At 72.6% G+C, this 17,668-nt stretch carries 14 protein-coding genes; 7 read left to right on the forward strand and 7 right to left on the reverse strand.

What is annotated here, in order from left to right; translation table 11 throughout:
* Positions 1-100: 100 nt before the first annotated feature.
* Positions 101-1,669 (forward strand): MDR family MFS transporter, encoded by a 1,569-nt coding sequence (locus AB0C84_RS02920; RefSeq protein WP_361060816.1) that lies wholly within the window; start codon positions 101-103, stop codon positions 1,667-1,669.
* A 201-nt stretch (positions 1,670-1,870) separates the two neighbouring features.
* The gene (locus AB0C84_RS02925; RefSeq protein WP_361060500.1) at positions 1,871-3,472 is read left to right on the forward strand and encodes an AMP-binding protein; all 1,602 of its coding nucleotides are present in this window, start codon (positions 1,871-1,873) and stop codon (positions 3,470-3,472) included.
* A gap of 94 nt (positions 3,473-3,566) precedes the next feature.
* Here AB0C84_RS02925 and AB0C84_RS02930 read toward each other — a convergent pair whose 3' ends face one another.
* Positions 3,567-3,974 (reverse strand): ATP-binding protein, encoded by a 408-nt coding sequence (locus tag AB0C84_RS02930; protein ID WP_258944313.1) that lies wholly within the window; start codon positions 3,972-3,974, stop codon positions 3,567-3,569.
* Positions 3,975-4,263: 289 nt separating this feature from the next.
* On the opposite strand from AB0C84_RS02930, the gene AB0C84_RS02935 reads away from it, so the two are divergent.
* Both AB0C84_RS02935 and AB0C84_RS02940 read left to right on the forward strand, forming a co-directional pair.
* Positions 4,264-5,394 (forward strand): hypothetical protein, encoded by a 1,131-nt coding sequence (locus AB0C84_RS02935; RefSeq protein WP_361060503.1) that lies wholly within the window; start codon positions 4,264-4,266, stop codon positions 5,392-5,394.
* Positions 5,395-5,416: 22 nt separating this feature from the next.
* Entirely contained in the window at positions 5,417-6,298 is an 882-nt protein-coding gene (locus AB0C84_RS02940) for a hypothetical protein (protein ID WP_361060505.1), read from the forward strand.
* A 1-nt stretch (position 6,299) separates the two neighbouring features.
* Here AB0C84_RS02940 and AB0C84_RS02945 read toward each other — a convergent pair whose 3' ends face one another.
* From AB0C84_RS02945 to AB0C84_RS02955, 3 genes are all read right to left on the reverse strand, one after another.
* Positions 6,300-6,935, reverse strand: a complete 636-nt coding sequence (locus tag AB0C84_RS02945) for a DUF4232 domain-containing protein (protein ID WP_258944310.1) — start codon at positions 6,933-6,935, stop codon at positions 6,300-6,302.
* A 7-nt stretch (positions 6,936-6,942) separates the two neighbouring features.
* Positions 6,943-8,229, reverse strand: a complete 1,287-nt coding sequence (locus AB0C84_RS02950; protein WP_361060507.1) for a helix-turn-helix domain-containing protein — start codon at positions 8,227-8,229, stop codon at positions 6,943-6,945.
* Positions 8,230-8,394: 165 nt separating this feature from the next.
* Positions 8,395-9,552, reverse strand: a complete 1,158-nt coding sequence (locus tag AB0C84_RS02955; protein ID WP_361060509.1) for a serine hydrolase domain-containing protein — start codon at positions 9,550-9,552, stop codon at positions 8,395-8,397.
* Between the two features lie 165 nt (positions 9,553-9,717).
* Here AB0C84_RS02955 and AB0C84_RS02960 point away from each other — a divergent pair, with 165 nt between their 5' ends.
* Both AB0C84_RS02960 and AB0C84_RS02965 read left to right on the forward strand, forming a co-directional pair.
* On the forward strand, positions 9,718-11,253 hold the full coding sequence (locus AB0C84_RS02960) for an NAD(P)/FAD-dependent oxidoreductase (protein ID WP_361060511.1): 1,536 nt from the start codon (positions 9,718-9,720) through the stop codon (positions 11,251-11,253).
* Positions 11,250-12,089, forward strand: coding sequence for a metal-dependent hydrolase (locus tag AB0C84_RS02965; protein ID WP_361060513.1), 840 nt, complete (start codon positions 11,250-11,252; stop codon positions 12,087-12,089). The genes AB0C84_RS02960 and AB0C84_RS02965 overlap by 4 nt, the downstream gene beginning before the upstream one ends.
* Before the next feature lie 21 nt (positions 12,090-12,110).
* Here AB0C84_RS02965 and AB0C84_RS02970 read toward each other — a convergent pair whose 3' ends face one another.
* Together AB0C84_RS02970 and AB0C84_RS02975 are read right to left on the reverse strand one after the other, a co-directional pair.
* Positions 12,111-13,862, reverse strand: coding sequence for a hypothetical protein (locus AB0C84_RS02970; protein ID WP_361060515.1), 1,752 nt, complete (start codon positions 13,860-13,862; stop codon positions 12,111-12,113).
* Between the two features lie 158 nt (positions 13,863-14,020).
* Positions 14,021-14,422, reverse strand: a complete 402-nt coding sequence (locus tag AB0C84_RS02975) for an SSI family serine proteinase inhibitor (protein ID WP_361060517.1) — start codon at positions 14,420-14,422, stop codon at positions 14,021-14,023.
* Between the two features lie 484 nt (positions 14,423-14,906).
* On the opposite strand from AB0C84_RS02975, the gene AB0C84_RS02980 reads away from it, so the two are divergent.
* Positions 14,907-16,055 (forward strand): S8 family peptidase, encoded by a 1,149-nt coding sequence (locus tag AB0C84_RS02980; protein WP_361060519.1) that lies wholly within the window; start codon positions 14,907-14,909, stop codon positions 16,053-16,055.
* Between the two features lie 54 nt (positions 16,056-16,109).
* On the opposite strand, the gene AB0C84_RS02985 is transcribed toward AB0C84_RS02980, so the two are convergent.
* On the reverse strand, positions 16,110-16,817 hold the full coding sequence (locus AB0C84_RS02985; RefSeq protein WP_361060521.1) for a hypothetical protein: 708 nt from the start codon (positions 16,815-16,817) through the stop codon (positions 16,110-16,112).
* Positions 16,818-17,668 lie beyond the last annotated feature (851 nt).

Here is a 17,668-nt window from a genome sequence, read left to right on the forward strand (position 1 = left end):
CACCCGGAGGGGCTCATCCCCCTCGGAGGCCCACTCCACCCCGGCCCACTTCACCCGGAGGCGTTCCTTGACCGAGCAGGTCCCCGCGAGATCGGCCCCGATGTCGCACCGCCAGATCCTCGAAGCGCTCAGCGGCCTGCTGCTGGTGCTGTTCGTGGCGATGCTGAGCAGCACCGTCGTGTCCACCGCGCTGCCGCAGATCATCGGCGCGCTCAAGGGCAGCCAGTCGCAGTACACCTGGGTCGTCACCGCGACGCTGCTCGTGTCGACCGCCAGCACCCCGATCTGGGGCAAGCTGGCCGACCTCTACGACAAGAAGATGCTGCTCCAGGCGGGCGTCGGCATCTTCGTCCTGGCGTCGGTGGCGTCCGGCTTCGCGCAGAGCACCGCGCAGCTCATCGCGTTCCGGGCCGTGCAGGGCCTCGGCGTCGGCGCGCTGCAGATCCTCGTCCAGATCATCATGGCCGCGATGATCAGCCCGCGGGACCGCGGCCGCTACTACGGCTACCTCGGCGGCGTGATGGCCGTCGCCACGGTCGGCGGGCCGCTGCTCGGCGGCCTCATCGTGGACTCCGCGCTCGGCTGGCGCTGGTGCTTCTTCATCGGCGTGCCGTTCGCGGTGGTGGCCTTCGCGCTGCTGCAGAAGACCCTGCGGCTCCCGCACGTCCGGCGGCCGAACGTGAAGATCGACTACCTGGGCGCGACGCTCATCGCCGCCGGCGTCAGCGTCCTGCTGATCTGGGTCACCTTCGTCGGCGAGAACTTCGCCTGGCTCTCGTGGCAGACCGCCGCGATGGCCGGCTCCGGCGTGGTGCTGCTCGCCGCGGCCGTGTGGGTCGAGTCCCGCGCGGCGGAGCCGATCGTCCCGCTGGACATCGTGGCGCGCCGCAACACCGCGCTCGCGATCACGGCCAGCCTCGCCGTCGGCATGGCGATGTTCGGCGGCGCCGTCTTCCTCGGCCAGTACTTCCAGATCGGGCGCGGCTACAGCCCGACCAAGGCGGGCCTGCTCACGTTCCCGATGATGCTCGGCGTGTTCGGCGCGTCCACCGTGGCCGGGCGCTTCGCCAGCAAGACCGGCAAGGTCAAGCCGTACATCCTCGCCGGGACGGTCGTGCTGACCGCCGGGTTCGGCCTGCTGGCCACCATCGACCACCAGACCTCGCTCGTCTTCATCGGCGCCGCGATGTTCCTGGTCGGCGCCGGGGTCGGCATGACGATGCAGAACCTCGTCCTCGTCGTGCAGAACTCGGTGCGCCTGGACGAGATCGGCGCCGCGAGCGGGACGGTCACGTTCTTCCGTTCTCTCGGCGGGACGGTCGGCGTCTCCGTGCTCGGCGCCGTCCTGGCGAACCAGGTCGCGGACCGGATCGCCGACGGGCTGCGCAAGCTCGGGGTGAAGCCGGGCGCGGGCGGCGGCGACGCGGGAACCCTCGACATCGGCGCGTTCCCCGCGCCCGTCCAGGAAGTCGTGCGGGCCGCCTACGGCGACGCGACCGGCCACATCTTCCTGATCTCCGCGGCGATCGCGATCGTCGGCATCGTCGCGGCGGCCTTCCTCAAGCCGGTGACCCTGCGCGACAGCCTCGACCTCGGGGACGCGCCGGAGCCCGCGGAGCGGGACGTCCCCGCGCCCGCCGCGGAGGGCCGCGCGTTGTCAGGCTCCTGACAAAAGCCCGGCCGAAGAGCTGGGTCGAGTCAGAAGAGGACGAAAGCCTCCGTCCGTACGGTCGGTAACCCCAACCCCGTACCCCGGAGGCGGTAGATGAGCGGACGATCGGAGTTCGGGCGCCGCGCGGTGTCTGCCGGAAGAGCGGTGTCGGCTGGGAGAGCGGTGTCGGCTGGGAGAGCGGTGTCTGCCGGGAGAGCGGTGCCGGCCGGTCGGGTGGTGTCGGTCGCGCGGGCGGGCGGGATGTTCGCCCGCAGCGGCCTGTGGCGTCCCGGCCCGCCGCTGCGGGTCGCCCGCCAGCTCGGCGCCCTGCGCCGCTGGGGCACCCTGCTCGGCGGGACGCTCGCGTCCGCCGCCGCCCGCGACCCCGGCGCCGTCGCGATCGTCGACGACGCCGGGGAACTCACGTACGCGGAGGTCGACGCCCGCACCGACCGGCTCGCCGCCGCCCTCACCGCCCCCGGCTCCGCCTCCGAACAGGGGGCCGCGCCGCGCGTCGCCGTCCTGTGCCGCAACCACCGCGGCATGGTCGAGGCGCTCGTCGCGTGCAGCAAGCGCGGCTCGGACCTCGTCCTGCTGAACACCGGGATGAGCACCGAGCAGCTCGTGACCGTCCTGCGGCGGCAGGAGATCGAAGTGGTGATCGCCGACGCGGAGTTCGCCGGCTTCATCGCGGCCGTGCCGAAGACCGTGCGGGTGGTCACCGCGGGCGGGAGGGGCTCGGAGCTGGAGAACCTCATCGTCACGGCGCCCGCCGCGCCGATCGGCCCCCCGGCCAGGGCGGGCCGGACGATCGTCCTCAGCTCCGGCACGACCGGCCGCCCCAAGGGCGCCGACCGGCACTCGCGCCCCGGGCTGTCGCCGCTCACGTCGATCCTGTCCCGCATCCCCTACCGGGTGCACGAGCGGATGTTCATCGAGGCACCGCTGTTCCACACCTGGGGCTACGCGATGCTCCAGATCGCGGTCTCGCTCCGCGCCACGATCGTCCTGCGGGCCCGGTTCGACCCCGAGCAGACGCTCCGCACGATCGACCAGACCCGCGCGACCGCGCTGGTCGCCGTTCCGGTCATGCTGCAGCGCGTCCTGGACGTGCCGGAGGCCGCGCGCCGCAAGCACGACACGTCCTCGCTGCGGATCGCGGCCGTCAGCGGCTCGGCACTGCCCGCGACGCTCGCCACCGCCTTCATGGACGAGTTCGGCGACGTCCTCTACAACCTGTATGGATCGACGGAGGCGTCCTGGGTGACCATCGCGACGCCCGCCGACCTGCGCGCCCGCCCCGACACCGCGGGCACGCCGCCGCCGGGGACGCGGGTCGCGGTCCTGGACGACGACGGCGCCCCCGTCCCGCCCGGCACCACGGGCCGGATCTTCGCCGCGAACGAGCTGCTGTTCGCCGGCTACACCAGCGGCGACACCAAGGAGATGCGCGACGGCCTGATGAGCCTCGGCGACGTCGGCCACCTCGACGAGCAGGGCCGCCTGTTCGTGCACGGCCGCGACGACGACATGATCGTCTCGGGCGGGGAGAACGTCTTCCCCAGCGCGATCGAGGAGGTGCTGGAGAGGCTGCCGCAGGTGCGGGAGGTCGCGGTGGTCGGCGTCCCGGACGAGGAGTTCGGCCGCCGCGCCGCCGCGTTCGTCGTCCTACGCGAGGGCGAGACCCTCGACGAGGACGCCGTCCGCGCCCAAGTCCGCGACCACCTGGCCCGCTACGCCGTCCCACGCGACGTCCACTTCCTGGACGCCCTCCCCCGCAACCCCACCGGCAAGGTCCTGCGCCGAGCCCTCCCCACCTGAACCCCACTCAGGCCGCCCCGGACGACACCCAGTCAAACGCCCACCGGCGAGGCCCGTGGGGACGAGCGGCAGGCGGGGATGTGCGGCTGGCGGGTCACACTGCGGCGGGTGGGCGGTGGCCGTCGATGATGAACCAGAGGCGGGTGCGGTGGGGGGTCTGGTCCAGGCCCCATTCGCCGGCGAGGGCGTCGATGACGGTGAGGCCGCGGCCGTGGTCGAGGCGGGGCGGGCCGTCGGGGTCGGCCTGGGCGGGGCCGTCGTCGGACACCTCGACGTGGAGCCGCCTGCCGTCGGTGGCGATCGTGACGCTGATGAGTCCGGAGCCGTGCAGGATGGCGTTGGCGACGCCCTCGGCGGTCATCAGTTCGACGTCGTCGAGGAGAGTCTCGTCGGCGAAGACCTTCGCGGCGCGCTCGCGGACGGCGCGGCGGGCGCGGCGGCCGCCGTCGCCCTCCCCGGTGAAGCCGATCGGTTCGCCGAGCCGTTCCATCCTCTCGGTCACTGCATCACCACACTCGGTTCAGGTAGCGTTCCGCAATCATTCACCTGCACTGAGTGACCGGGCAACGCGACGTACGCTTTGATCTTGGCCTTTCCGGGACAGGTCGGCCTTAGGTGGCGGAGCTTACGGCAGGAGTCGCCGCTCCAACCGCACATCATGAAAAACATCTCCGTCGCGTGGGGCACTACTCACCCGGGCGCACAAAACCGGGATTATCTCCGTCTTCCAGCGAGAATCACCGCACACCTTCCTCATGTCACGCTGGGGCCCCACCCCTGGGAGGAACGCCATGTACGCGGTCGTCCTCGCCTGCGCTGCGCAGGTCGTCTACATCGTCGCCTACGTCCTGTTCAAGACGGCCGCGGGGCGGATGGACCCGCTCTCGGGTCGCCACGCGCTGCACGCCGCCGGGCTTCTCGTGCGGAGCCCGCGCTGGCTCGCCGGTCTCGCGGTGCTGATGGCGGGCTTCGGACTCTCCGCGACCGCGCTGGTCGCCCTGCCCGTCGCGGCGACGCTGCCCGCCTACGGGCTCGGCCTCGTCCTGCTGCTGGTCGTCGGCATGAGCGGCTTCGGCGAGCGGCCCACGTCGCGCGAGTGGCTCGCCGTCCTCATCACGGTCGCCGCGATGGTCACGGCGGCGCTGTCGGTGCTGCCGGTGCCGCCGGGTCACGGCGGGGCCGTGCCGGACCGCCTCGGCGCCGCGGCGGCCGCGCTGCCGCTGTGGAAGGCCGCGCTGGTGTGCGTGCCCTCGCTGGCGGTCCCGCTGTGGATGTTCTGCGTGCGCGACCGCGCGGTCGGCGGCCGGCACGCGCGCCCGCTGACGGGCATCGCCTACGGGATCGGCGCGGGTGTTCTGCTCGGCGCGACCGAGGTCTTCGGGGAGGGCATGGCGATGATGTTCGCGGCGGGCAGGGCGGCGGACGTGCCGTCCTCGCCGCACCCCTACCTGTTCCTGCTCGCGGGCGTGCTCGGCGTCGGGCTGCTGTCGATCGGCCTCCAGCGCTGCCGCCTCACCGTCATCGTCACCGTCGTCACAGTCACCGCGAAGACGCATCTGCTGCTGTCGGCCACGCTGCTGTACGCGGAGCCGTGGCCGCGCGAGCCCGTGCCGTTCTGGCTCCGGGCCGCGGGCGTCGGGCTGGCCGTGCTGGCGCTGCTGGCGTTCCCCCGTCACGAGCGCCGGGCCCCGCTCGCAGCCCGCGGCCGGACGTCCCCGGGATCGGACGAGCCGCGCGAGCTGCCCACCGTCCTGCCATCTCGGTCGCACACGCTGCCCGCGGTGCCGCCGTCCCGTCCGGGCGGGGCGCCGCCGGTGCCGCCGTCCCAGATCAGCGCGCCTCCCGGGGGATGGCCGGTGGCGAACCGGCAGACCCATCCGGGCAACACCAATCTAGGCAGTGTCAAGATAGAGTGGAGGTGATCCCGATGGAAAGGACCGCGTGATGGCAGAGGACCCCGGCTTCGCACGGCAGATGTGGCACCAGCTCGAACCCGTCCACGCCTTGTTCTGGTACTCCCCGGAGGTCTTCGCGGAGGCGCGCGGCCTTGGCTATGACGTGGAGACGCGCTGGCCGAGCTACTTCGCCTGGCGCGCCGCACCGCTCGGCGCCGCGGGCAGCCGGGCCGTGTCGGCCGCCTTCTACAGCTTCAGCCCGCGCATGGTGGCCGAGCACATCCCCGCCGCCTGGACGATCGCGCCGCCCGACCGCGTCCTGGAGGCTCGCATGCGCGCAGTCGACAGCATGTACCGGGCGCTTCTCGGCGACGGGATCGGGGCGCCGGACCTGGCCGAGGCCGCTGAGCTGGCCCGGGCCGCCGCCGAGGCCGCGAGCACCGCCGGACGCCCCCTCGCCGCCGCCAACGCCGACCTGCCCTGGCCGGACGAGCCGCACCTCGTCCTGTGGCACGCCATCGGCATCCTGCGCGAGCAGCGCGGGGACGGGCACGTGGCCGCGCTCCTCGCGCGCGGGCTCGACCCGGTCGAGGCGCTGGTGTCGTTCGCCGCCGTCGGGGCCGCTTCGGTGGAGACGTTCGCGAGCCGCGGCTGGACGGGCGAGGAGTGGGCCGCCGCCCGCGACCGCCTCGCGTCCCGCGGCCTGGTCGACGCCGACGGCGCCGCGACCGATCGGGGACGCGAACTGCGCGACGACATCGAGCGGACGACCGACGACCTCGCCTACGAGCCGTGGCGGACGCTCGGCGCCGCCAAGGCCGACCGGCTGGCGCAGCTCACGATGCCGATCCTGGTGAAGGTGCTGGAGACCGGCCTGATGCCCGCGCAGAACACGCTCGGCATCGGCAAGGTCCAGGCGCCGCCCCGCTGAGTCAGCGGGACGGGAGCCGCCAGGCGGTCCCCTCCAGGCGCCCCGTGTTGCCGAGGTCGATCGGCCCGTTGGCCGGGACGACCACGACGGGCCGTCCCGGCGCCGGACGGACCTCCAGGTACTTTCCGGCCACCGCCACCGTGTTCGCGTCGGTGACCGTGTTGCGCCAGACGATCACGAACTCGGCCTCGCGGCCCGGACGGATCGTCAGCGACTTCGGCCCCGCGTCCTCGACCTGCCTGGTGCCGGGCACGGTCGTCACGTCGAAGGGCTGCTGCTTCTCGTCGAGGACGCGCAGCGCCGGGTAGCCGTTCAGCCGGTACGGGCGGCTCCCGCAGTTGCGCAGGACGATCCGGGCGGCGCGCACGCCCATCGCGGCGTCCGGCTCGTTCATCGAGACGGCGATGCCCTCCGGCGTGCAGGGAGCCGGCGGCGGCGAAGGGCGCTGCTGCAACGCGGGCATGGTGGGAGGCGCCGGGGTCGCGGCGGCGGGCCCCGTGGCGGACCCCGCGCCGCGCCCCCCGGCGTGTCCCGCGCCGGGCACGGCGGCGGAGCCGCACGCGCCGAGGCCGAGCATGCCGAGGGCGGCGCCCGCCGCGCCGATCAGGCGGATACGGGTCCGCTTCGTGACGTTCACTCGCAGATCATCGCAAATGTCGGAGACTGCGGGGGCGGGCGGGCCCGCGAGGCCGCATCACCGGGCGGTTCGGGGCGGAAGCGGGACGGCGCGACCGGAGGTGGGCGGCGCGGAGCGCGATCTCGATGCCGAACCGGGCCTCCGGGTCGGCCAGCGCGTCCCCGAGGATCTGCTCGATCTTGCGCATCCGGTACCGGACGGTCTGCGGGTGGATGTGCAGCCGCTCGGCGATCTCGGCGGCCGTGCCGCGGGTGACGAGCCAGGTCCGCAGCGTTTCGGTGAGTCGGTCCTGCTGGCCCGGGGTCATGCCGTCCAGGACGCCGAGGCGCCGCCGGGTCAGCTGCTCGACCAGCGCGGGGTCCGACAGCAGCCACAGCGTCACGAGGTTCCCCTCGCACAGCGTCACCGGCCCGTCGAGGACACCGTCCAGCGCGAGGCCGAGCGCCCGGCGCGCCCAGCGCAGCGAGTCGGTGGCCTGCCCGGCCGGCATCGCGAGACCGACCGCGATCCGACGGCCCGGAAGCGCCTCCTCCAGCATCGCGCGGCGCTCGGGCGTGAACGGGCCGGGCAGGAGCAGGTGCGGCTCCGGGCACTCCAGTTCGGCGAGGACGTCCTCGTCCAACGCCGTCCAGACGCAGTGGGCGGCCGGCTCGACGGCGACCAGCGTGACCCTGTCCGGCAGGGGCCACCCGGCTCCGTCCGCCGCCGACTCCAGTTCGACCGCGGCAGTGGGATCGGCGCCGTCCGGGCCGGCGGCCGCGAGGAGGACGCGCAGCAGCCGCCGGCGCCGCTCGTCCAACGCGAGGATGGGACGCGCCTTGGCGTGCAGGTAGCCCTCCAGCGACTGCGCGGCCAGCTCGTCCATGTAGGTCAGCAGCGCGTCGGCCAGCCGCGACAGCACGGCCGAGGAGATGTCGTGGCGCGGCGCGACCTTCATGACGCGGCGCCACGCGACCTGCCCGCCGATCCGGTACGCGGCCTGGAGGCTGTCCATGCTGCGGCCCTCGTGCGCCTCGTACTGGCCGAGCATCCGCGCCGTCCCGGCGGAGTCGTCGCCGGACGGCGGCCCGCCCGGCGCGGCGATCCGCTCGGCGAACACGGCCAGGCTGCGCTCGACGCCGAGCCGCAGCACGTGGCCGTAGGGCCCGTCGAGCGGCCGGGCGTACTCGGGGATGGCGCGGCGGATCTCGGCGACGATCTCCTCGGCGAGACTCGGCAGCTCCGGCCGGATCAGCTCGGCGAGCCGCGGCGGTAGATGCGCGGCGGGAACGCCGGACGTGACGGCTCGGTTCATCGGCACACCTCGGTACTTTCCATCGGCACACCTCCGTCTGCCCAGCTGTGCAGCGGGACGCCCCGACCGTACGCACCGCACGCACCCTTCTTCTGTAGGGCGAAGGAACAAAACCCCGCGACCACTGCTCACCTGCTTACAACCGAACACGCCGTCCGACCGGGGTCACGCGCAGAAGGCGGTGTCGGCCGCCTTGGTGAGGTCGGTCCGGAAGGTCTTGTCGTACTCCAGCTTGGACTCGTTGTAGGTGATGACGGCCTGGCTGCGTCCGTCGGCGCTGGTGTAGGTCCATGTGCGGTAGCCGGGGAAGCCGCCGTCGTGGCCCCACGCGTATCCGCAGGAGAACTTGATCCGGGCGACGCCGAGGCCGTAGTCCTCCACGATCCCGTCGTCGTCGACCGGCCGGACGTTCCGCAGCTCGCGCATCTGCTTCGCCGGCAGCAGCCGTCCGGTGAACAGGGCGCGGTGGAACCGGGCCACGTCGTCGACCGTGCTGACGATGCCGCCGGACGTCCGCGCGCTGGACGGGCTGATCTGCGTGCTCACGTCCCCGTAGTCGTAGTAGTACCCGTGCACGTACCGGCCGGGGAACGAGGGGTCGGTCGTCGGGTAGGACGTGTGCCGCAGCCGGAGCGGCGTGAAGACGCGCCGCTGGAACTCGGTGCCGACCGAGCGCCCGGTCGCCTTCTCGATGATCATCCCGGCCAGGATGTAGTTGGTGTTGGAGTAGTTCCAGTCCGTGCCGGGCGCGTACAGCGGCGGCTTTGCCATCGCGATCGCGACGAGCTCCTCCGGGGTCCAGGCCCGCGCGGGGGCGGACATCACCCGCGGGTCGGGCGTGTAGTCGTTCAGCCCGCTGGTCTGCGCGAGCAACTGCCGGATGGTGATCTTCGAGCCGTCGTTGCCGTGGCCCGCGACGGCGCCCGGCAGCCACCTGTCGACGGTGTCGTCCAGCGACAGCCGGCGCTCGGCGGCGAGCTGCAGCACGACCGTCGAGGTGAACGACTTGGTCACGCTCGCGATCCGGAACAGCAGCCGGTGGTCCATCGGGGCGCCGGTGGCCTTGTCGGACACGCCCGCGGTCACGTGCGAGACGCGCCCGCCGCGGCGGGTCATCACGATCACGCCGGGCGCGCCGTCGGCGACGAGCCGGTCGGCGGCGGCCCGCACCTTCCGGTCGAGCCCGTGCGGGCCCCGTGCCGGGCCGCCAGCCGCGGCCGGGGTGGCGCCCGCGGCCGGGGCGGCGACGAGGGCCGCCCCGGCGAGAAGGGCCGTACCGGCCATGAGGGCGGTGGCCGAGGCGGTGACGGAGATGCGCGACATGAGGTCCTCCTGGAAGGTCGTCCGCTGAACGTGATCAAGCCTTCCGGGCGGCGCGCGCGGCGGCACGGGGCCCAGAACCCGAGCGGGGGGTGTAGCTGACGACACCTGCCGGAGTGGACCTCCGGCTGTATATTCGACATCGACTCCAATAGCAGGAGGTGCGCCATGCCGGTCGCCGTGCCCGACGCCGAGGTCGCGATCATCGGGGCCGGGGTGAGCGGGATCGGGATGGGGATCGCGCTCCAGCGCGCCGGCATCGACGACTTCGTCATCCTGGAGCGCGCCGGTGACATCGGCGGGACGTGGCGCGACAACGTCTACCCCGGCATCGGCGTGGACGTGCCCGCGCAGGCGTACCAGTTCAGCTACGCCCTCAACCCGCGCTGGAGCCGGGTGTTCGCCCCCGGCTCCGAGGTCAAGGAGTACCTGGACCGGCTCGCCGACCGGTACGGCATGCGCCGCCACGTCCGCCTGCGCACCGAGGTCACCGAGCGGGTCTGGGACGAGGGCGCCGGGCTCTGGCGCCTGCGGACGCCCGCCGGGGAGGTGACGGCCCGTTTCGTGGTCAGCGCGATCGGCGCGTTCGTCGACCCCAAGCCGGCCGGCATCGCGGGCCTCGACGACTTCGAAGGGACGGTGCTGCGCTCGTCAGGCTGGGACCACGGCTACGACCTGACCGGCAAGCGGGTCGCGGTCATCGGGACGGGTGCCAGCGCCGTCCAGATCATCCCGGAGATCGCGCCCCGGACCGCGCGCCTCGACGTCTACCAGCGCACCCCGATCTGGGTGGGCCCGAAGCTGGACGCGCCCGTCCCGCCCCCCGTGCGGTGGCTGTTCCGGCGTGCCCCGCGCGTCCAGGACGCCGTGCGCCGGGCGGCCACGCGCGGCGTCGAGAAGGTCCTGGTCGACCTGGTCGTCGGGCACGGCAAGGCGCCGTACGTCGCGCAGGGCGGCGCGCGGCTGGCCCGAACACTTTGGTACCGGACGCAGGTCAAGGATCCCGACACGCGCCGGCGGCTGACCCCCGGTTACGGCCTCGGCTGCAAACGCCCGTCCGTCTCCAACACCTACCTCAGGACCTTCAACCGGCCGAACGTCGCCCTGGTCACCGACGCCATAGACCGGGTCACCTCCACGGGCGTCCTCACTGTGGACGGCCGCGAACGCGACGTGGACGCCATCATCCTCGCGACGGGGTTCCGCCTCGCCAGCGATCCGGAGGTCTACCGCCGGACCCCGGTGCGCGGCCGCGACGGTTTCGACCTCGCGACCTTCTACACCGAGAACCGGCTCGCGTCCTACGAGGGCATCAGCATCCCCGGGCTGCCCAACCACTTCATGATGTTCGGGCCGTACGGCTGGGTCGGCGGCACCTGGCACCAGCTCGTCGAGACGACGTCGGCCCATGTCGTCCGCGTGATCCAGGAGGCCCGCCGCCGGGGGGCGACCTCGGTGGAGGTGCGTCCCGAACCGACCGAGCGCTGGACGCACCGCATGCGCGAGCGCCTCGCCGGCTCGCTGTGGGCGACCAACGGCTGCGCCACCGCGAACAGCTACTACTTCGACCACCACGGCGACACCCCCTATCTGCGGCCGACGAGTGCGGCGCAGGCCGCGCACGCCGCCCGCACGTTCCCGCTGGACGACTACGCCTACTCGGCCCCCGACACGTCCCCCGCGTCCGAGGAGAGGTCCGCATGACCCAGCACGCCATCCAGACCCGCCGGGTCGCCTTCGACCACCCGAAAGGGTCCCTGCGCCGCCACTACGTGGACGGCGACCTGGTCATGAGCCACCTCGTGGCCCTGCTGTCGGCGACGTTCCCCCCGGGCGAGGACTTCTTCGTCCGGTCGGTGCGGCACTACCGCGACCGCATCACCGACCCGGACCTCGCCGCCCAGGTGCGCGGCTTCATCGGGCAGGAGGTCGTCCATGGCCGCGAACACGACCACCTCAACACGACCCTGCGCGCGATGGGCTACCCGACCCACCGCATCTCCGCCGTCGTCAAGCGCGACCTCCGCCTAGCCGACCGCTTCCTGCCGCCGATCGTCCGCCTCGGCTTCACCGCCGGGCTGGAGCACTACACCGCGACCGCGGCCGAGTGCCTGCTCGCCGACCCGCGCGCGCAGAAGCTGCTCGGAGACACCAGCGTCCGGTCGATCCTGCTGTGGCACGCGCTGGAGGAGTCCGAGCACAAGGCCGTCGCGTTCGACGTCTTCCGGCATGTCGGCGGCACCGAGCGCACCCGCGTCCGGACCATGCGGGTCATCAGCGCCGGATTCCTGTTCCTCATGGTCACCGGCACGTTCATCTCGCTGCTGGGCGACCCCGCGACCTACCGCCCCGGACGGCTGCGCCGCAGCCTCGTCGCGCTGCGCCACTCGCCGTTCCTCAAGCGCGACGTGATCCGGCGGCTGCGCGCCTACAACGAGCCCGGCTTCCACCCGGACGACTTCGACAGTACCGACCTGCTGGAACGCTGGCGCGAGGAGCTCTTCGGCGCAGAGGGGACCCTCACCGCCAACCTCAGATGACCGCCTCCCGTCCGGTTCTGGTCACCGAGGGGTGATGACGGTGCGGTCGCCGTCCGGCTCGTAGGCCACGACCTGGACGACCGGCAGGCGTCCCGCGTCGCCGTCGCGCGGGCCCGGCACCACGAGCAGGGGAGCCTCGCCCCGCCCGTCCGCCGTGTCCTCGTGGGAGCCCAGCTCGCCGATCGACCTCAGCCGCGCGACGCCCGGTCCGGCCGCGGCCACCAGCCGCCAGCGCCGAGGCGACCGCCACCACACGGCGGCGGCCGAGGTCGCGCCGGACGAGACGCGGTCGCTGTTCGTCCCGCCCCGCTCGGACAGCGCCCGCCCGTCCTCGGAGATCAGGACCGAGGTGCCCGGCGCGCCCGACGAGACCGCGTCCACCGTCAGCAGGGTCGCCCGGCCGCCGCCGTCGGGCAGCTCGCCGCTCCAGAGCCGGCCCAGCCGCAGGTCGCCCGACTCGCTCAGCGTCGCCGCCCCCGCGCAGGCGACCGCGTTCAACGCCGCCCACGCGGACCGCGCCTCCTGCTCCAGCCTCTTCTGCTCCGGCGTCCCCCGCTTCGGAGGCACCCGCCTCTGCGGCTCCTGCTTCGGCGGCTCCTGGTCCGGCGCGTCCCGGAACCACACGCGCGGCGCCGCCGACCGCGGATCGTTCGAGGCGAGCTGCGTGATCGTCTGCATCCCGGACGTCATCTGGAACACCAGGTAGTTCTGGCAGCGCGGCGTGAACCAGTTCCACGGCAGCGGCGCGCTCAGCCCGTCCCGGACGGCCACCGGCTGCCACTCCGGAGACCGCCCCGACGGCACCGCCACCCGCACGTCCAGCAGCCATGGCGGAACGAGGTAGCGCCACGTCATGCCCACCATGACGAGCTGCCCGGCGTCCGTCCCGAGCTTGCGGACCGACTCCACGCCCCGCGACCGCCGCCGCTCGAAGTACTGCGCCACGCTGGGCATGTCCCGCGGTCCGGGGGAGTCGCGCAGGATGACGAGGGACGCCCCGTCCACCGTCCCGGCGTACATGACGGCGACGCGGCCGACCGGCGGATCGCGGCGATCGCCCCGCCACGCGTCCGCGGCCCGTCGCAGCAGCGCCGCGTCATGGAGCAGCCCGCCCTGGGACGGCCACTCCTCGACGGTCGGCGCGCTGGACGCCAGCCACGCGCGCGCGCCGATCAAAGCGGGCGCGCCGTGGCCCTCGTCCGTCCGGGAGAAGACCGTCGCGGAGACCGCCAGCACCACCGCCGCGACCACGACCGCCGTGGTGACGCCCACCGCGGAGGCACGCCTCGCGGGCGGGACGGTGACCGGCGGGCGCAGCCGGACGAGGTCGGGCTCGAACGCCTCGATCTCGGCCCGCTGCCCGGCCTCGTCCAGTCCCGTCCGGGCGTCCACGGCGTCGACCACGCGGTCCACGTCTTCGAAGCCGATCGCGAGATGGCCGCTTAACTCCGCGACGACCTCGGGAGCGGTGAGGCCGTCCCGATACAGCAGATAGGCGAGACGCTCGTCCGGCGGAAACTCCAGCAGAGCCGCCCGGACGGGTCCCGGCTCGATCCGCGCGGGCTCGAAGAGGAGACCGTGCAGCCGGTGCCGTCCGGTCGGCGGATCCGTGAGCAGGATCGTGACGAGCCGCGCCCGCTTGGCCGGATAACCACCGCGCCGTGCCCGCATGGCCCCGGCGGCGGCCCGGCGAGCGCGCGAGAGCGGGTGGTCGCCATCGTCCAGCGTCAGGTAAGCGAGCCGCAGAAGGCGGCCGTAATGCTCGCGTTCCACCCTTGGCACCGCCCCTCTTCTCTTTGCATTGTGCGCCATGGCCGACGACCACCGGGCGCGGCCGGGACGCGGTCCCCAGGGAGCGGGAACCACGCCCCGGCCGGGAGCCTGCTCATGAAGGGAGCGGGAGCGGGGGAGCGGTCAGAAGCGGGCGCCGGTCAGAAATGCAGGATGTGGCCGCCGGTCTGGACGTTGGCGCAGACGGCGTTGGTGTAGCGGGCGCTGGCCGAGACGGGCGTGCCCCGCCACAGCCCCTGGACGGTGGCGACGACCGGGCTGTAGTACGTCGGGCAGCCCGCCGGCAGAGGCGGGATCTTCCGGAAGTCACCGCCGGCCTTGATCAGGTCGTCGCAGGCCGCCGCGGCGTCGGGATGGGTGCCGCCGGCCGGCTCGCACTCCAGCGTGACGGACTTGGGAGCCGGGCCGGTGCTGATCTCGGGTGCGACGCTCACGGTGAGCCGGGTGGCCGCAGCGGCGTTCGCTGGCACGGCGTTCGCTGGCAGGGCCGAGCCCGCCACCGCGCCGAAGGCCAGGACGGCCCCGCCTAATGCGGCGCGCATTCTGTACTCCACTTTGAGAATCTCCTCACCTTGAGACGGACAAACGCACAGCGATTAGAGCACGATGATTGGCACGTTCCCGCGTCCTGAACCGGTCATGACCACAAGAGGTTCCCCTCTCCCCGCCCCAAAATGATGATCTTGTATAACCGCAAAGGGCCCATTCCGGCCGCCGATGGACGGCGCCTCAACCGCACGCTATGCCGCAACCGGCCGAGGAGACGATCCGGGACCGGACCGAACGATCACCGTGACGAACGCGTGGACGCCTTAGCCGGGGGCTCAGGGGCCGCAGGTCGCTCGCCGCGGTCGAGCCGGTGGTCCGTGCCGATGCGAGCATCGAACGTGAATGGCGTTGACATTGAAATCGCATCGCCGTCGAATAATTGACGATTGTTCACGTTCTGTTTGATCATCCTCTCATTCGCTCTTCGTGAATCCGGCCTCTTCGCAGGCCGGGCCCCCGCACGAAACGGAGTTCCGAATGAGAAAGCCCCTGCTCGCCGTCCTGGCCGCGGCTCCTCTCGCGGCCGTCCTGGCCACACCCGCGCAGGCGGTGACCCCCAACGCTCCCCTCACCCTCGCCGCACCCGGTCAGGGCGTCAGCGGCCAGTACATCGTGACGCTGAAGTCCGGCGTCTCGATCGGCAAGACCGCTTCCAAGCACGGCATCCGCACCGGCCACCGGTTCGGGAAGGTGCTGAACGGCTTCTCCGCGAAGCTCAGCTCCGACCAGCTCGCCCAGCTTCGCCGGACGCCCGGTGTCGCGTCCGTCGAACAGGACGCGGTCGTGCACCTCGCCACCACGCAGCAGAACCCGCCGTCCTGGGGAATCGACCGCATCGACCAGGACAGCCTCCCGCTCTCCAAGAGCTACACCTACAACGCCGCCGGGTCCGGAGTGACCGCCTACATCATCGACACCGGCATCTACCCGTCCCACCCGGACTTCGGGGGCAGGGCCAGCAACGTCTACGACGCCACGGGCGGCAACGGCGTCGACTGCAACGGCCACGGGACGCACGTCGCGGGGACGGTCGGCGGCACCACGTACGGCGTCGCCAAGAAGGTGAACCTGCGCGGCGTTCGCGTTCTGAACTGCCAGGGCAGCGGCACCAACTCCGGCGTCATCGCCGGCATGAACTGGGTCGCCCAGAACCACAGTGGCCCGTCCGTGGCGAACATGTCGCTCGGCGGCGGTTACTCGTCCTCGGTGAACTCGGCCGCGAACAGCCTCGCGAGCTCTGGCGTCTTCCTGGCCGTCGCCGCGGGCAACGACAACGGCAACGCCTGCAACTACTCGCCGGCCAGCGCGAGCAACGCCACCACCGTCGCGGCGAGCACCAGCACCGACGCCAAGGCGTCCTACAGCAACTACGGCAACTGCGTGGAGCTGTACGCGCCTGGGACGAGCATCACCTCCACCTGGCTGAACGGCGGGACCAACACCATCAGCGGGACGTCGATGGCGACCCCGCACGTCACCGGTGTCGCCGCGCTCTACAAGTCCGCGAACGGGGACGCGTCCTACAGCACGATCCGCAGCTGGCTCGTCAACAACGCCGTCAGCGGAAAGATCACCGGAAACCCCTCCGGAACCCCCAACCTCCTTCTGAGCAAGCGCTCCCTCTGAGCGGAGGCGTCGATGGGCCGTCGGGACCGACGGCCCATCGACGCCTGCGAAGGCTCAGCGCAGCAGGGCTCCGCGCACCGTGATGCCGTGCCGCGTGCGCAGCCGCCGCAACTCCCACATCGCCACGGCGGTGACGGACAGCGGGGCTCCCAGGATGAACACCAGCCGTACCCCGAGCGGGGCTCCGCCGTAGGCGCCCTGGAACACGTCGAAGATGGCGACCTCCCAGACGAGCAGCGTCGCGAGGAGCGGCGGGACCGTGTCATGCAGGTCGGCGGTCCGGAAGACGTGCACGAGTGACTGCACGATGCCGTAGAGACCGAACGGGATGTACCACAACGAGAAGGCGCCGATCGCGAACAGCAGCACCCCCCGCCATGGCGATGCCGTCCAGTCCGTGTCCTCGGTCACGTAGCCCATCCCCGTGGCCAGCCTCGGCGCCGCGAGTGTGACGATCAGCGTGATCAGCGCCACGGCCGGCTTGACCGCGCGGCGCAGGAACAGGCGCCGGTTGGGCGGACGGGCCGCCGCGATGAAGACGACGACCGCGATCGGGAACGTCACCGCCAGCGTGATGAGGGTGGTACGGATCTGGGCGAATCGGTCGTCCAGCACGGCATTGGCGTCCGAGGCCAGCCCGTAGGAGAACAGCATCCACGTGACGGCGACCAGACCGACGACCGTCCGCCAGATCTGCGCCTTCTTCACCGCCGGATCGTGCACACGGTCCTGCCGGGACGGCGTGAAAACCGCGTTCCCCACGGCGATCGGATTGAAGAGACGCCCAAAGGTCATCCGCCGCCGCTGCCTCGGCTGCCATGGCCCCTGCTGTTGCTGCCACGGCCCTTGGGGCGGCGGCCCCTGGTGCCAGGGACCTTGGGGCGGTGGTCCCTGCTGCCAGGGACCTTGGGGCGGCGGCCCCTGCTGCCACCCCGGCCCCGGCGCCTGTCCTCCTCCATAGGGATTCACCGCGCCCCGCCTCCGCTTCCGCCCATCCCCGCGTCCTTCCCGTCGCCGAGCCCAGAGGTCACGAGGAGAATACGCAAGATCTCAGCGAGTGAAAGCGCATTTTTCCACCCACAACCGCCCACCGACCTCCCCCGCCCAACCACCACAACCGCACCAACCCCGAACCCCCCACCGCCCTCACACCCAGACCACGCCGCCCCCCGGCCCGACCGCACGCCTTTGCACCCACCCCGCATCGCCCCCCGGCCCGACCGCACGCCTTTGCGCCCACCCCGCACCGCCACACGCACTCCCCGACCGCACCGACCTCGCGCCACGGTTTGGTGGACCGCACATCGAGCCCGCGCTCCGGTCGCCCTCTGCGCCCTTTCGTTGCGAGCCCGCGCCGAGCCCGCGTCACGGCCGCCCCCTTGCGCGCTTTCGCGGGGAGCCCGTGCTCCGACCCCGCTGCCCATAGGCCGCAACTACGCCGACGCCGAGCCCGCGCCACGGCTGCCCCCTTGCGCCCTTTCGTGGCGAGGCCGTGCTTCGACCGCGCTGCCCCCTGGGCCGCAACTACGCCGACGCCGAGCCCGCGTCGCGCTCGCGCCCGGGTGCGTCGAGCGCGCGGTCGGCGCGGTCGTTCCTTCCTCGCGCGACGAACC

This window comes from Actinomadura sp. NPDC048955 (assembly GCF_040649435.1).
GTDB classification, from domain to species: Bacteria; Actinomycetota; Actinomycetes; order Streptosporangiales; family Streptosporangiaceae; genus Spirillospora; species Spirillospora luteofluorescens.

Coding starts and splice junctions, on each gene's coding strand:
- AB0C84_RS02975 (WP_361060517.1), bottom strand. CDS start 14,422: ATGCGCGCCGCATTAGGCGGGGCCGTCCTGGCCTTCGGCGCGGTGGCG.
- AB0C84_RS02960 (WP_361060511.1), top strand. CDS start 9,718: ATGCCGGTCGCCGTGCCCGACGCCGAGGTCGCGATCATCGGGGCCGGG.
- AB0C84_RS02920 (WP_361060816.1), top strand. CDS start 101: ATGTCGCACCGCCAGATCCTCGAAGCGCTCAGCGGCCTGCTGCTGGTG.
- AB0C84_RS02935 (WP_361060503.1), top strand. CDS start 4,264: ATGTACGCGGTCGTCCTCGCCTGCGCTGCGCAGGTCGTCTACATCGTC.
- AB0C84_RS02940 (WP_361060505.1), top strand. CDS start 5,417: ATGGCAGAGGACCCCGGCTTCGCACGGCAGATGTGGCACCAGCTCGAA.
- AB0C84_RS02965 (WP_361060513.1), top strand. CDS start 11,250: ATGACCCAGCACGCCATCCAGACCCGCCGGGTCGCCTTCGACCACCCG.
- AB0C84_RS02980 (WP_361060519.1), top strand. CDS start 14,907: ATGAGAAAGCCCCTGCTCGCCGTCCTGGCCGCGGCTCCTCTCGCGGCC.
- AB0C84_RS02955 (WP_361060509.1), bottom strand. CDS start 9,552: ATGTCGCGCATCTCCGTCACCGCCTCGGCCACCGCCCTCATGGCCGGT.
- AB0C84_RS02950 (WP_361060507.1), bottom strand. CDS start 8,229: ATGAACCGAGCCGTCACGTCCGGCGTTCCCGCCGCGCATCTACCGCCG.